Origin of the sequence: Streptomyces spinosisporus, from assembly GCF_022698145.1 — a bacterium.
Classification (GTDB): Bacteria; Actinomycetota; Actinomycetes; order Streptomycetales; family Streptomycetaceae; genus Streptomyces; species Streptomyces spinosisporus.
Window position 1 is genome coordinate 939,804 of sequence record NZ_JALDAX010000001.1, and the last position, 13,864, is coordinate 953,667.

A 13,864-nucleotide genomic window follows, 5' to 3' on the forward strand; every position below is an offset into this window, starting at 1 on the left:
TGACCTTCGGGCAGGTCTCGCATCTGTTCGAGATCTCTATCTGTTGCGGTCATGGCCGTTTCCCCTCGGGGCGAGTGGGGCCATGCCGGTGCTGGGGCCGCATGCGGGTGCCTGCCTGGTGCAGGAGCCGGTAGACCGTGGCCACGGAGTAGTTGCACTGCTGGGCGAGGTCCGGGACCGTGGCGCCAGCCTCGTACCGCGCCCGGAGGCACAGCGCGAGCATGTGCCGCTCGACGGCCCGCGCTGCGGCGCGCATCCGCAGCGTCTGCTGAGTGGTGCGCACGGTCCCACCGGCCTCGATCAGCAGGTGCCGGGCAGCACGCCTCGTCCCGCCCGCGGCCGCTGCGAGTTCTGTGAGCGTCGCGCCGTGCTGCTCGTACAGGGTGCGCAGGTGAGCCGCGAGACGTCGGCGGGCTTGGGGATCCTGGCGCATCCTGCGGGTCTGCCACGAGGTGCGCATGACGGTCCCGGCATCGTGCAGCCGGTTGAGGACCGTGCCGTACGACAGGCCGCTGGCGGTGACGAGTTCGTCGACCGTGGCACCGGACTCGTACTGCTTGCGCAGGTCCTCCGGGGCCACGGGCTGGCTTTGGGCAGGGTTGGTTGGAGGGTGTTGTTGGTTCATGCGGCGGAGTTCCATTCGCTGATGGCTTCGGCATGAGCGGCGGCCAGCTCGTCGTAACTGCGCTGGTCGGATGGGGTGATGAGGATCAGGCGGCCGTCGGTGGCGACCCGCCAGTCAGGAGCGGCATGGCCGGTGGCCGGGTCGAGGACGCGCCCGTCCGGGGCATGCCAGGTCGGCGGAATCTCGTCGGGGCGCGGCGCTGGGACCAGGACCTGGTGGCCGTCGCGGACGATCACCACAGCCTTGCTGCGGTGCTCCGCGAGCCGGTCCAGCACCTCCCGGTACGTCGCGCGCTCGGCTGTGTGCAGGGCCTTCCGCCGGGCCGCGACACCCGCAGTGCCGTGGTGCTCGGCGACCTTGTCCCAGCCCTGTGCCGCCGTTGCGGCGAGGCCAGTATCCGCGCCCGGGAGGCCGTCACCGAAGCCCTCCAGGGCACGCTGCGCCAAGGCCCAGGTCTCCCCGGTGTGCTGGACGAGGCCGTGGTCGGCGAGGCGTCGCAGGGTGCGGTAGGCGGTCGCGCGGGAGACCGAAGAGGTACCGATGAGCTCGCCGGTGGTCTGGTTGGGGTGTTGGTGCAGGGCGCTGATGAGCATGAGGGCGGTGCTGCCGAGGCCGTGGTGGGCGAAGGCGTCGTGGCCCATCAGTCGGCCGAGGACGGTGGAGTCGATGTCGGCCGTCGTGGCCGTCTCAGGGGTGGTCCACTCCTCAAGTGCTGGGTCGGGGGGGAACTGAGTGGTCTGGGAACGAGACAGCGGGGCAGGGGCGCCGTGGCCGGGAGCGCTGCCGCAGTCGAGGTACCACGTGGAGCCCTCCCGGCCGTGGCCCACCCGCAGCCGGCGCAGCCAACCCAACGGCTTGAGGACGGTCTCGTAGACGACCCGCAACGTCGTGCGGGAGATACCCGCTTCCTCCGCGGTCTGCCGCTCACTGGCGTGGTGCAGGGGGCCGCCTGCGATCTCGGCGAAGGTCAGATGCGCCCGCAGCACCCGCAGCGCGGTCCGTCCCCGCTCGCCGCGCCAGGGCGTGGTCTCGATGCGATCCCGCAGGGCAGCGAGGACTTCGTACGCGTCGTGCCGGGAGTCCAGCGCCCTGGTGGTGCTGACGGTTTGGGAGGCGCTGTTCCAGACCCGGCGGATGTAGTCCAGGGCGCGCGTCTGTCCGGACCGCAGGGCGATGTTGCGGGCGTGCCGTCCGCCTTCGTGCTCAGGGTGCAGCAGGAGCTGCGTGAGCTGGTCGACGGTGCCGCCGGCGCGGGCCACATGGCAGGCGATGGCCGCGGTGATCCGGTGCCCGTGGTCGGCCGCGCCCTGGCGGTCCGCGCGCAAGGCCACAGTCCGGCCGTTGGAGGCGAGCCTGCTGTAACTGCCGTTGGCGTAGCGGCCGGTGAGGTCGCCGAGCAGAATGAGATCGGCCGCAGCCGACGGCAGTCGGGCGTATTCCAAAAGGCCGTGGAAGTGGGTGGAGTTTCGTTGAGAGAGGGCGTGCGGGGTGCTGTTTGGCACGGTGAGGTCGTCTCGCAAGAACGTGGACGCCACCCAGGCCCGCTAAAACCACGGGTGGTGTCCGGAACCGACCTCCATCGGCGCCAGAAGGGTCTCCAGAATGGCCGTCCTGGAGGCCCTCGTAAGCCTGGCCCCGAGTGGAGGCAGGCGTCCCCATCGCAGCTCGACCGAGATCGAAACAGAGTGTTGCCAGAGTCGCCCACTGGTGATCCACACCGGCCAACTCAGGCCCCCCAGAGGCCTGTTGCAGAGGCTGATGCCTCTGACTGCCTCTGAGTGACCCGGGTCGAACCGGGGTCGAATCAGAGCGGTTTCCTCTGACTGCCTCTGCTCGCCTCTGCAACCCGTCCTAGCAGGTCACAGCCTCATCGTCCCTACACAAGCGCAGGTCAGAAAGGTGCGCTAGCTGTACCACTGGTTCCTGGCGAAAGCGGTCATGTGCGGCATGGCAGTTCCCGTCCCTGTCGGCGGGGCGCCGTCGCCCCGCGTGCCGTGGTTGAACTCAGAGTCGTGATGCGCGCCACACGGGAGCAAGAGCGCTTCCGTCAGACGGAAGCCGGGAACTCGCACCCGCCTCGCCGCGACTACTGCACCGGAACCCTCCAGCTCATGAGCGCGGCCCGTAGCCCCCGTACACAAGGAGCCCGTATGCCGATGCACCGGCCGGTCGCCGCCGTCCTGGCCGCCGCCCTCTGTCTGCTCACGGCGGCGTGCGGTTCGTCGCCGGACGACGGGACGCACGACAGCACCACCGAGGCCGCGGCCGCGCGAACCGGCTACCCGGTCACGCTCGACAACTGTGGCGAGAAGGAGACCTTCACGAAGGCGCCCAGCAGGGTCGTCGTGATGAACGGCGCCTCCGTCGCCGAGGTCTCCACCCTGCTCGCCCTCGGCCTCGGCGACAGGATCGTCGCCAACCAGCAGGGCTACGGCAGATCCGAGGTCCCGGGCCGGGCCGCCGCCATCAGGAAGCTGCCCACCGGGGACATCAAGCTCAACGACGCCTACGACATCCCCCGCGAGGCCATGCTCGGCCTCCGCCCCGACCTCGTCCTGTCCGTCACCACGTACGGCTTCGACCAGAAGAACGGCTTCGCCACCCGCGAGCAGTTGAAGCAGGTGGGCGCCAACAGCTATGTCTCCCCGCAGGGTTGCGACGACGACCCCTCCAGGATGACCGTCGCCGACAGCTACCGGCTGTTGCGCGACATGGGGAAGGTCTTCGGCGTCAGCGACCGGGCCGAGCAACTGATCGCCGCCGCCCGGAAGAACATCGCGGCCGTCTCGGACAAGGTCAGGGGCAGGAAGAAGCCGAAGGTCATGGTGGTCTTCTCCAACATGACCATGGGCAGCAACGAGTTCAGCGCGGTCTTCGCCCACGGCATCGTCAACGACATCCTCGCCAAGGCCGGTGGCACCAACGCCTTCGAGAACGCCGCCAGGACCACCTTCGCCGACCTGAGCAAGGAGAAGGTGGCCGCCACCGACGTCGACGCCGTCGTCGTCATGGCCTACAACGACCCCGACCCGGCGGCTTACGCCAAGAAGCTGTTCAAGGAGTTCCCCCAGTGGCCGGCCGCCAAGCACCACACATACGTGACGCTGTCCGACTCGATGTACCTGGGCCCCAGCAACGACCTGGCCGTGAAGAAGGTCGCGAAGATGCTGCACCCCGACGCCTTCTGACCCGGCTCGGGCTCCCGCTGGCGTTCACGCTCCTGCCCGTCGCCCTGCTCGCGACCATGATCGTGGCGATCAGCATCGGCGCCGTCGACGTCCCGGTCGGCGACGTGTGGGGGATCGTCCTGCACCATGTCACCGGGACCGGACCGGCGCCCGCCGACCCCGCGCTCGACCAGATCGTCTGGAACTTCCGCACCCCGCGCGTGGTCCTGGCCGCCCTGGTCGGCGCCGGCCTGGCCGTCTCCGGCGCGGTGCTGCAGACCGTGGTGTCCAACCCGCTCGCCGACCCCGTCGTGCTCGGTTTCTCCTACGGCGCCACGCTCGGCGCGGTCCTCGTCATCACCTTCGGCGGGGGCATGGCGCTCGCCGGGATCGGAGCCTCGGCGGCGGCCTTCGCCGGTGCGATGGCCGCGGGCGCGCTGGTCTTCGCGCTCGGACAGCGGCGGGGCCGGATGGCGCCGACCCGGCTGGTGCTGGCGGGAGTGGCTGTCGGATACGTCTTCCTCGCCGCGACCAGTTACGTGCAACTCCAGGCCACGCCCAACGAGTTGCGGACGGTGACGTTCTGGATGCTGGGCAGCGTCGCGGGTGCCCAGTGGGACCAGTTGCCCACCGTCACCGTCGTCGTGCTCGCCACGACGGCACTGCTGTCCCTGTTCGGCCGCCGGCTCAACGCGCTGCTCGCGGGCGACGAGTCGGCCACCGCGCTCGGTGTCGACGTCAACCGGCTGCGCGCGGTCGTGCTGGTCCTCGCCGCGCTGCTGACCGGGACGGTCATCGCGGTCTCGGGCAGCATCGGCTTCGTCGGCCTCATGATTCCCCACCTGGTGCGGCTGACCATCGGCGCCGACCATCGTCGCCTGCTGCCCCTGAGCGCCCTGCTCGGCGCCGTCTACCTGGTCCTCGTCGACCTGCTCTCCCGCACCCTCGACCGCCCCAACGAACTTCCGCTGGGCATCCTCACCGCCCTCCTCGGCGCCCCTTTCTTCCTGTGGCTGCTGCGCCGCAACAAGGGTCTGGACTCCGTGTGAAACTCACCGTCGACCGGCTGCACATCACCCTGGACCGCACCCCGATCCTGCGCGAGGTGAACCTTGAGGCCCGCAAGGGCGACATCGTCGGACTCGTCGGGCCCAACGGCAGTGGCAAATCGACCCTGTTGCGCGCCGTGTACCGCTCGCTGCGCCCTGCGGACGGCGTCGTCCGGGTCGGCGACGACGTGTGGGCCCTGTCCGCCCGCGCCGCGGCCCGCCGTACCGCCGCGGTCCTCCAGGACGGCGGCGGCAACACCACCGGCCTGACCGTCACCGAGATCGTCGCTCTGGGGCGGGCGCCCCATCACGGCCTGCTGGGCCGCGACGGGGCCGCGGACCACCGCGCCGTGCAGGAGGCCATCGATCGCTGCGGCGTCCTGCCGTTCGCGGACCGGGACTTCGCGTCCCTGTCCGGCGGCGAGCGCCAACGTGTCCTGCTGGCACGCGCGTTGGCGCAGCGCCCGCAGCTTCTGGTCCTGGACGAGGTCACCAACCACCTCGACATCAGGGCCCGGTTCGAGCTGCTGGACCTGATCCGCGCCACCGGCGTCACCACGCTGGCCGTCCTGCACGACCTCGATCTCGCCGCCCGGCTCTGCGACCACCTGGTCGTCCTGCACAAGGGGGCGGTCATCACCGCGGGCCTGGTGCTCAAGGTGCTGACCCCGGCCGTCCTCAGAGACGTCTTCGGCGTCCGGGCGACCACCGAACGGCACCCCGACGGCGTCATCCGCGTCGTCTACGGGGCACAGCCGCTGGCCGACGACGGGACGACCGATGCCGACAGCACGGCGGTCGGGGACGGGACGGCCGATGCCGACAGCACGACGGCCGGCGCCGACACCACGCCGGACGGGGACGGCAGGTCCGCCGAGGGCGCCGTTCGCTGACCGTCGATCAGGCGCCTGCGAGCTCCGCTCAGTCGGTCTCGGCGGTGCAGTGTTTCAAGAGGTCGGCGGCGAGTGGGTCGATGACGCGGTAGCGCACCACCCGCCCCTCCTTCTCGCCCGCCACGACGCCCGCGGCGCGCAGCAGGCGTAGGGCCTGGGAGACGGCCGGGTCCCTCATGCCGGTCGCGACGGCGAGGTCGGACACGGCGAGTGGCCCGGTTCGGTGCAGGGCCAGGAGGAGGGCGAGGCGTCCGGGGTCGGCGAGCAGGGCGAAGCGGTCGGCCCAGGCGCGCACATGGCCGGGTTCGCCGATGGCGGCGATGGCGTCGCAGACCCGGTGGCCGTCGATGGTGCGGCGGCCGGCGCGTTCGGCGGGGACGAGATGCATGGGCTCATCCTCGCAGCGCCCGTATGTGATCTTCCATACCTGCGCAGGTGCGCAGCTATGCAGCGACGTGCGCGCGGCCCTACGGTGGGCGGGCCGTGGTGCTCGGGAAGTCGGTGCGAAGCCGACGCGGCCCTCGCCACTGTGAATCGGGGAGTTCCCCGCCCATGTCCCGCAAGGGACAGCCACTGGCCGTCGTGAGGCGGCCGGGAAGGCGCGGCGGGAACGCGCGACCCTCCCCCACTCTCGACTTCGCTCGAGCGGGAGGTACCCCCAAGCCAGGAGACCGGCCACGGCATCTCACGAAGTGATCCACGAGGTGCTGGAGCGTGACCGAATGACCTTGCCCGCATCATCCATGCCCGATGCCGCCCGGCCCGCCGCCTTCCGCTGGCGGCGCGAGGACACCGTCAGGACGATCGGGCTGATGGCGGTGATCGCCGCCCTGCACGTCGTCGCCTTCGGCATCCTCTTCCTCCTCGTCGTACCCGGGCACTACGAGATCGGCTCCAAGGCGTTCGGCATCGGCCTCGGTGTCACCGCCTACACCCTCGGCATGCGGCACGCCTTCGACGCCGACCACATCGCCGCCATCGACAACACCACCCGCAAGCTGATGGCCGACGGCAAGCGGCCGGTGTCGGTGGGGTTCTGGTTCGCGCTCGGGCACTCGAGCGTGGTGATCGTGCTGGCCGCCCTGGTGGCGGGCGGCGCCCAGATCGCGGGCACGCTCGTCGACGACGACTCCAGCACCCACCGGACGCTCGGCGTCGTCGGCACCACCGTCTCCGGCTCCTTCCTCTACGTCATCGCCGCCCTCAACCTCGTGGCCCTGCTTGGCATCCTGAAGGTGTTCCGGGCGATGCGGGCCGGGACGTACGACGAGAAGGAACTCGAACAGCACCTGGATTCGCGGGGGTTCATGAACCGCGTCCTCGGCCGCCTCACCAAGTCCCTCACCCGCCCCGGCCAGATGTACCCCGTCGGCCTGCTCTTCGGCCTCGGCTTCGACACCGCCACCGAGGTCACGCTGATGGTGATGGCCGGCTCGGGCGCGGCGGCGGGCCTGCCCTGGTACGCCGTCCTCAGCCTGCCGCTCCTCTTCGCCGCCGGCATGAGCCTGTTCGACACGCTCGACGGCACCTTCACGAACTTCGCCTACCAGTGGGCCTTCTCCAACCCGGTCCGCAAGGTGTTCTACAACCTCACCATCACCGGCCTGTCCATCGCCGTCGCCTTCTTCATCGGCACGATCGAGCTGGTCGGCGTCCTGCACGACAAGCTCGGCCTGACCGACACGGTCACGGAGTGGATCTCCGGCCTCGACCTGGACAACGTCGGCTACGTCATCGTCGGCCTGTTCGTCGTCGTATGGGCGGCGGCGCTGGGCTACTGGAAGGTGGCGAAGGTGGAACAGAGGTGGGCGACCCGGCCGGCCGACGGCGGCTGACCCCCGACCGAAGCGCCGGCGGACCGGGAGGCGACGACGACCTCTTCGCCTCCCGGCCCGCCGCACGTCAGGGGTCCGAGCCGGACGCCTCAGGGCAGGGCGATACCGTCCAGCCTGCCTGCCTTGGCGTCGTCGACCAGGTTGGAGAACTGGTCGTAGCTCATCTGGACGCGCTGGCCGAAGTCGTCGGTCAGGATGATCCGTTGTTCGGCGGGGGCGTTCGGGTCGACGAAGAGCTGCGGACAGCCGCAGTTGCACTCGCCGCAGAAGGTCGCGACGGGTTCCAGGCCGTTGGTGTCGGTCATGGTGCTCCACCTCCGTGGGTGTGGGACCGCGACGGTCCGGCCGCGAGGTCGGCGGTCGCGGGGGAGGGACTGCGCGGGACATACCCCGCCAGAACCGGCCGGACGCGTGCCGACAGGGCGGGCGGGTGCGTGATCGGTGGGGGAGTGCGCTTGTGCTCCCTCCAAGGCTTCCGATGCTTCGACTCCGCCGCCGGAGCCGGGAACCGAACGGTGCCCGCGTCCGACTTCTGTGGGGGTCTCCGACGCACCCTGGCCGCGCGTGGCACGTGCCACATATTCGCCCGGAACTCGGGCCTCCTCCGCTACGACTCCTGAAGCGGTACGGCCGGATCCGACGACGCCGTACATCGCGACCTGGAAACCCGGTGATGGACGACTCCCGACCTTCCTCTCCCGGCGCGGGGGCGGTGCCGCGCAAGCTGGTGCCGCCTCCCGCGCTCTGCGGCTTCCTTCTGCTGCTGGCCCTGATCTTCACGGTGTCGTACGCCGTGGGGACCTCCGCCGGACCCGTCGCCCCCGGTATGCACGGCACGAGCACCGGTTCCGGCGACGGGACGAGCACCGGTGACACCGGTGGCGGGATGCACGACATGGAGAACATGCACTCGGGAGGCAACTGATGGGCCCCGAACCGGTGGTGGCCCTCATGACCACCGATCTGACCGTCGGCGGCATGACCTGCGCGGCCTGTGTGACGCGTGTCGAGAAGAAGCTCGGCAAGCTGGACGGGGTCTCGGCGACCGTCAACCTGGCCACCGGGCGGGCCCGGGTGAGCCATCCGCCCGGGGTCGGCCCCGACGAACTCGTCGCCACGGTCGAGAAGGCCGGATACACCGCCGCCCTGCCCGAGCCGCCGAAGAAGCAGCGGCGCGAGGACGCGGGGAAGAGTGGGGCGCTGGACGGTAAGGCTCGGGACGGCGAGGTGCGGGACGGGGAGTTCGAAGGCGCCCGTCGGGAGCGCGACCGTCTGCTGGTCACCGCGTCGCTCGCGCTGCCCGTCCTCGTGCTGTCGATGGTGCCCGGGCTCCAGTTCCGCAACTGGCAGTGGCTGTGCTTCGTGCTGGCCGCGCCCGTCGCCGTGTGGGGCGCATGGCCCTTCCACACCAGGGCCGTAAGGGGGCTGCGGCACTCGGCGGCCACCATGGACACCCTGGTCTCACTGGGCGTGGTGGCGTCCTTCGCCTGGTCCGCGTACGCGCTCTTCCTCGGCGGTGCGGGCGCCCCGGGCATGCGGATGCCGTTCAGCCTGGTGCCCTCGGCCCCGGACGGCGTGGCGCACATCTATCTCGAAGCGGCCGTCGGCGTGCCGCTGTTCGTGCTCGCCGGGCGGTTCCTGGAGGCGCGGGCGCGGAACGGCACCGGGGCGGCGCTGCGCTCGCTCGCCCAACTCGCGGCCAAGGAAGTCGCCGTGCGGGAAGGAGACTCCGAACGGCTCGTCCCCATCGGGGACTTGGACGTCGGGCAGGTCTTCGTCGTCCGGCCCGGTGAGCGCATCGCCACCGACGGCGTGGTGACCCAGGGCAGTTCGGCCGTGGACCTGTCCCTGGTCACCGGAGAGACCGAACCCGTCGAGGTCGGGCCCGGCTCGGCCGTGGTCGGCGGGGCCGTCAACGCCGGCGGGCTGCTGCTCGTACGGGCCACCGCGGTCGGGGCGGACACCCAACTCGCCCGGATCACCCGGCTGGTGACCGAGGCGCAGGCCGGCAAGGCCAAGGCGCAACGGCTGGCCGACTCGGTCGCCGGGGTCTTCGTCCCCGTGGTGCTGGCCCTGGCCGTCACGGTGCTCGGGTTCTGGCTGGGAGCGGGCGCCGACCCGCAGGCGGCGGTCACCGCGTGTGTCGCCGTCCTCGTCGTGGCCTGCCCGTGCGCGCTGGGTCTCGCCACGCCCACCGCGCTGATGGCCGCCACCGGACGCGGTGCCCAACTGGGCGTCCTCGTCACCGGTCCCCAGGCCCTGGAGGGACTCCAGCACCTCGACGCGGTCGTCCTGGACAAGACCGGCACGCTCACGTCGGGGCACATGAGCGTCGCCCGGATCACCGCCGTACCGGACGGACTCGGCCGGGATGCGGTGCTGCGGCTGGCGGGAGCCGTCGAGCAGGGATCGGAGCATCCGCTGGGGCGGGCCGTCGCCGCCTGCGCCCGGCGCGAGTTGAGCACGCGGCTGCCCGAGGTGGAGGAGTTCCGCGCGCTGCCGGGGCGAGGGGTACGGGGCCGGGTCGAAGGGCGGCTGGTCGAGATCCTCGCGCCCGACGACGACCTGCCCGCGCACCTGTCGGTGGACGAGGCCACGGCGCACACTCCGGTGCTGGTGCACGTCGACGGAGTGGCCGAGGCGCTGATCGAGGTCGGCGACGTCGTCCGGCCCGGCAGCTACCGGGCCGTCCACCGGCTGCGGCGCCTGGGCGTACGGCCCGTGCTCGCCACCGGCGACCGCGAGGCACCCGCCCGCGCCGTCGCGAACTCCCTGGGCATCGACGAGGTGCACGCCCGCTGCACCCCCGAGGACAAGGCCGCACTCGTACGAGACCTCCAGGCGCAGGGCTACCGGGTCGCGGTCATCGGCGACGGTGTGAACGACGCCGCGGCCCTGGCCGGTGCCGACCTCGGCATCGCCATGGGCACCGGCACCGACGTGGCAATCGGCGCCGCCGACGTGACCCTCGTCCGCGGTGACATCGAGGCCATGGCGGACGCGGTCCGGCTGGCCCGGCGCACGCTGGGCACCATCCGGGCCAATCTCGTCTGGGCGTTCGGCTACAACGTCGTGACTGTGCCGCTCGCCATGGTCGGCCTGCTCAACCCGATGGTGGCAGCCGCCGCGATGTCGGTCAGCTCGGTGCTGGTCGTCACCAACAGCCTGCGGCTGCGCGGTTGGCGGCCCGAGCCCGCTCCCGTCGCCCGGAGGCGTACGCGATGAGCACACCGTCCCTGTGGCGGCCGACCCGGCGCCGTCTCACCGACACCCTGCTCGCCGCCGTCGCGCCGGTCGCCGCGGCCGTCCTCGCCCTCGGCGGCCTGGCGACGTGGGCCGCGGCCGGGAAGGCGGGCACACCGCCCCGGATCGGCATCACGAACGGGCGCGTCTTCCTGCCGTACGGCGACAACACGGAGACCGCCGCCTTCTTCGACGTCGTCAACGTCGGCGGGGCGGACGACCGGCTGGTGCGGGTGACCTCCTCCGCGACGCGCGGGGAGCCGGTCCTCGGCCGGCACCGCATGCTCGGCGGCGGTGCCGCGTCCAAGGCCGTCGTGACCTCGTTCGCCGTCCCCGCGGGCCGGGGCCTGTCCATGTCCCCGGCCGGCCCGGACGTCACCCTGACGCCCAGGGCACGCCTGCACTCGGGCGACCTCGTGCCGTTCACACTGCACTTCGAGCACAGCGGGGCGGTCAGGACGCTCGCGGTGGTGGTCAGGCCGACCTCGTGAACGATCCCCGGCGCGTATGCGTACCCCCGCACGACGACCGACGTCCGGATGCGAGGATGAGGCGCCATGACAGCAGGGTGGTGTTCTCGCACGCTACGCGCCGCGGTGTTCGCGGCCGTGTGCGTGCCGCTCGCCGCCCTGGGCCACGTCCTGATGTCCGGAAACGACGTGCCCGCGTGGGTACTTGCCGCGGGGCTCGCGGCGACGGGCACGGTGGGCTGGTGCCTTGCGGGCCGTGAACGCGGCCTGCCGCTGATCGTCGCGGTCGTGGTAGCCGCCCAGACGGTGCTGCACGAGGCGTTCTCCCTGGCGCAGTCGTCGTCGGGCGGCGCCGCATCGAACGGCATGAAGAGCATGGACATGGGCTCCATGCACATGGGCTCCATGCACATGGGATCGATGCAAATGGGCTCGATGCCGATGGACTCCATGGACATGGGATCGATGCCGATGGACTCCATGGACATGGGGCACATGGACATGGGCCGTATGCCTCACACGGGGCCCATGGCGCATTCGATGGACGGCTGGGGCTCCTCGTACGGCATGCTCGCCGCTCACCTCCTGGCCGCGCTCCTGACCGGCCTGTGGCTCGCGTACGGCGAGAAGGCCGCCTTCCGCATCCTGCGGGCCGTGGCCGCCCGGCTGGCAGCGCCGCTACGGCTGCTGCTGGCGCTGCCGCCCGCCCTGGACCGGCCGCGCGTCCACCCGCGCCGCCCGCGCTCGGACAGGGCGCCGAGCCTGCGTCTGCTGGTGCATGCGATCACCTCTCGGGGACCCCCTGCGGGGACGGCTGTCGTCTGAGGACAGCTGGATTCCCGGGGCCGCCCCTGTGCGCCCCGGGCCTCGGCCGTAGGGCCGACTCCCCATTCACCGGACCGTTCGCGCCCTCGCGCGCCCCGGTCCGGATCACGGATCCCGATAGGACACCAGGTGATCACCTCTGCCCTGCCTGAAACGCACCACAAGACGCATGGAGACGGGAAGGACGGAAACGGAAAGGACGGAAACGGAAACGAGAAGTGGGCGTCCGCCGACGAGTCGGTGACCGCATGGGCGCTGGCCGCCCGAAGCGGTGACCCGGACGCCGTCGAGCAGTTCGTCATCGCTCTGCAGCGCGACGTCCAGCGCTACGTCGCCCATCTGTGCGGCGATCCCCAGGCTGTCGAAGACCTCGCCCAGGACACGTTCCTGCGCGCGCTGGGCAGCCTGCATCGCTTCGAGGGCCGTTCCTCGGCGCGTGCCTGGCTGCTGTCGATCGCCCGTCGGGCGGTCGTCGACAGCTACCGGTACGCCGCCGCCCGGCCCCGGCTGTCCGACGTGCCGGACTGGCAGCTGGCCGTCGAACTGGCCCAGCCCCGTGACCTGCCCGGATTCGACGACGGCGTCGCGCTGCTGGATCTGCTGGCCGCGTTGCCCGACGAACGCCGGGAGGCGTTCATCCTCACCCAGCTGGTCGGCCTCCCGTACGCGGAGGCGGCCGAGTTCAGCGACTGCCCGATCGGCACGGTCCGCTCCCGCGTGGCCCGCGCCCGGTCGACCCTGCTGAACCTGCTGGACGAGGCGGAGGAGCCCGCTGCACTGGCAGCGGTCTGATCCCTTCCGGACGGCGGCGTGGTTGGTGCGGCAAGGGGATTGCCCCCGGCAGTGGAGGCTGTCGGGGGCAATCCGGTTCGGTGGCGGGAGCTGCGGCGCCGGCCTGTCACTCGTAGCCGACGACCTTGAAGTCCTTGTTGACGAAGAGGTGGTGCGGCCAGTTGATGCTGATGTTGTGCACCTCGTACTCGCCGTCGGCAAGCTTCACCACGCGGTCGACGATTCCGCCGGGGACGACCGCCTGGGCGGCCGTGGTGGCCTTGTAGGCGACCGAGCCGGTCTGGATCGTTCCTTCACCCTCGGTGTAGTCGGGAATCGTCCCGACTGACTTGTCGGGGGAGGGGGTTCCCTGCTGGAAGGGGATGACACCCGCCGCCTCGGCGGCGGCGGCTCCGCCGTCGCCGTGCGGCTGCACGACGACCTTCGCCGCTGTGATGTCGGCGCTGTCCACCAACCCCAGGACGAGCACACTCGTGCCCTTCTTCACCGCCTTGGCGGACGTGTGGTGATTGTTCTTCAGGAATGTCGTCGAGGCGTTGTCGCTCACGGTGACCGTCACACCCGTGGCCGTCTTGAGGGTGAAGCCCGACGAGCTCGTCGACTGCACGATGCCGGTCGCCCCACCGTCGGAGGGATCGGCCCGCTGGCCGCCGTCCGTGGGGAGGGCGGTCGGGGTCGCGGACGGCGCCGCCGATGGGGTGGACGCGGCGGAGATGCCGACGGTGGCGAACCCGGCCAGGGCGCAGGTGAGTGCGGCACCCGCGATCCAGGCCGTCTTGTTGGCCTTCAGCTGGAATCCCCTCTTTCGGTGAGACCCATTCCCAGGATTTGCTTGACGCATGGAATTGCTCCTCATTCGGATTGCAAGCAAGGGAAATACTGACCGAAGGGGATTTGAAATCCGTAATAGCCGCCTAGGAATCCGCTATGTGGAATTCCCGATAAAAAGGGAATGCCAAATAGGC

Annotated in this window: 14 protein-coding genes and 1 riboswitch; of the genes, 9 read left to right on the forward strand and 5 right to left on the reverse strand. The window is 71.0% G+C overall.

Annotation, left to right across the window (positions count from 1 at the left end):
- Window positions 1-49: 49 nt before the first annotated feature.
- Together MQN93_RS04055 and MQN93_RS04060 are read right to left on the reverse strand one after the other, a co-directional pair.
- Window positions 50-640 carry a helix-turn-helix domain-containing protein gene (locus MQN93_RS04055; RefSeq protein WP_372504257.1) on the reverse strand — a complete coding sequence of 197 codons (591 nt, stop codon included), beginning with the start codon at window positions 638-640 and terminating at the stop codon, window positions 50-52.
- Entirely contained in the window at window positions 622-2,127 is a 1,506-nt protein-coding gene (locus MQN93_RS04060; protein ID WP_242708315.1) for a helix-turn-helix domain-containing protein, read from the reverse strand. The genes MQN93_RS04055 and MQN93_RS04060 overlap by 19 nt, the downstream gene beginning before the upstream one ends.
- Before the next feature lie 648 nt (window positions 2,128-2,775).
- Between MQN93_RS04060 and MQN93_RS04065 the strand changes: the two genes are divergently transcribed.
- The 3 genes from MQN93_RS04065 to MQN93_RS04075 are packed head-to-tail and all read left to right on the forward strand — an operon-like array spanning window position 2,776 to window position 5,734.
- Window positions 2,776-3,813: an ABC transporter substrate-binding protein gene (locus MQN93_RS04065; RefSeq protein WP_242708316.1), complete on the forward strand. Its 1,038-nt coding sequence runs from the start codon at window positions 2,776-2,778 to the stop codon at window positions 3,811-3,813.
- Window positions 3,814-3,869: 56 nt separating this feature from the next.
- Window positions 3,870-4,841 carry a FecCD family ABC transporter permease gene (locus tag MQN93_RS04070; protein WP_242708317.1) on the forward strand — a complete coding sequence of 324 codons (972 nt, stop codon included), beginning with the start codon at window positions 3,870-3,872 and terminating at the stop codon, window positions 4,839-4,841.
- Window positions 4,838-5,734, forward strand: a complete 897-nt coding sequence (locus MQN93_RS04075; RefSeq protein ID WP_242708318.1) for an ABC transporter ATP-binding protein — start codon at window positions 4,838-4,840, stop codon at window positions 5,732-5,734. Before MQN93_RS04070 ends, MQN93_RS04075 begins: the two co-directional genes overlap by 4 nt.
- 28 nt (window positions 5,735-5,762) lie before the next feature.
- Here the strand turns inward: MQN93_RS04075 and MQN93_RS04080 are convergent, their stop codons facing one another.
- On the reverse strand, window positions 5,763-6,122 hold the full coding sequence (locus tag MQN93_RS04080; protein WP_242708319.1) for an ArsR/SmtB family transcription factor: 360 nt from the start codon (window positions 6,120-6,122) through the stop codon (window positions 5,763-5,765).
- Window positions 6,123-6,201: 79 nt separating this feature from the next.
- A riboswitch (cobalamin riboswitch) is annotated at window positions 6,202-6,428 on the forward strand.
- Between the two features lie 28 nt (window positions 6,429-6,456).
- On the opposite strand from MQN93_RS04080, the gene nicT reads away from it, so the two are divergent.
- The gene (nicT, locus tag MQN93_RS04085) at window positions 6,457-7,569 is read left to right on the forward strand and encodes a Nickel transporter NicT (protein ID WP_242708320.1); all 1,113 of its coding nucleotides are present in this window, start codon (window positions 6,457-6,459) and stop codon (window positions 7,567-7,569) included.
- Window positions 7,570-7,658: 89 nt separating this feature from the next.
- Here the strand turns inward: nicT and MQN93_RS04090 are convergent, their stop codons facing one another.
- Window positions 7,659-7,874, reverse strand: a complete 216-nt coding sequence (locus tag MQN93_RS04090; protein ID WP_016431488.1) for a hypothetical protein — start codon at window positions 7,872-7,874, stop codon at window positions 7,659-7,661.
- Between the two features lie 368 nt (window positions 7,875-8,242).
- On the opposite strand from MQN93_RS04090, the gene MQN93_RS04095 reads away from it, so the two are divergent.
- The 5 genes from MQN93_RS04095 to MQN93_RS04115 all read left to right on the forward strand — a co-directional run bounded on the left by MQN93_RS04095 (window position 8,243) and on the right by MQN93_RS04115 (window position 12,899).
- Window positions 8,243-8,494 carry a hypothetical protein gene (locus MQN93_RS04095; protein ID WP_242708321.1) on the forward strand — a complete coding sequence of 84 codons (252 nt, stop codon included), beginning with the start codon at window positions 8,243-8,245 and terminating at the stop codon, window positions 8,492-8,494.
- A complete protein-coding gene (locus tag MQN93_RS04100; RefSeq protein WP_242708322.1) occupies window positions 8,494-10,794 on the forward strand; it encodes a heavy metal translocating P-type ATPase in 2,301 nt (766 codons plus the stop codon). The genes MQN93_RS04095 and MQN93_RS04100 overlap by 1 nt, the downstream gene beginning before the upstream one ends.
- A complete protein-coding gene (locus MQN93_RS04105; protein WP_242708323.1) occupies window positions 10,791-11,303 on the forward strand; it encodes a copper chaperone PCu(A)C in 513 nt (170 codons plus the stop codon). The genes MQN93_RS04100 and MQN93_RS04105 overlap by 4 nt, the downstream gene beginning before the upstream one ends.
- Window positions 11,304-11,369: 66 nt before the next feature.
- Window positions 11,370-12,107, forward strand: a complete 738-nt coding sequence (locus MQN93_RS04110; protein ID WP_242708324.1) for a hypothetical protein — start codon at window positions 11,370-11,372, stop codon at window positions 12,105-12,107.
- A gap of 129 nt (window positions 12,108-12,236) precedes the next feature.
- A complete protein-coding gene (locus tag MQN93_RS04115) occupies window positions 12,237-12,899 on the forward strand; it encodes a sigma-70 family RNA polymerase sigma factor (protein WP_242708325.1) in 663 nt (220 codons plus the stop codon).
- A gap of 106 nt (window positions 12,900-13,005) precedes the next feature.
- On the opposite strand, the gene MQN93_RS04120 is transcribed toward MQN93_RS04115, so the two are convergent.
- A complete protein-coding gene (locus MQN93_RS04120; RefSeq protein WP_242708326.1) occupies window positions 13,006-13,740 on the reverse strand; it encodes a hypothetical protein in 735 nt (244 codons plus the stop codon).
- Window positions 13,741-13,864: the final 124 nt, after the last annotated feature.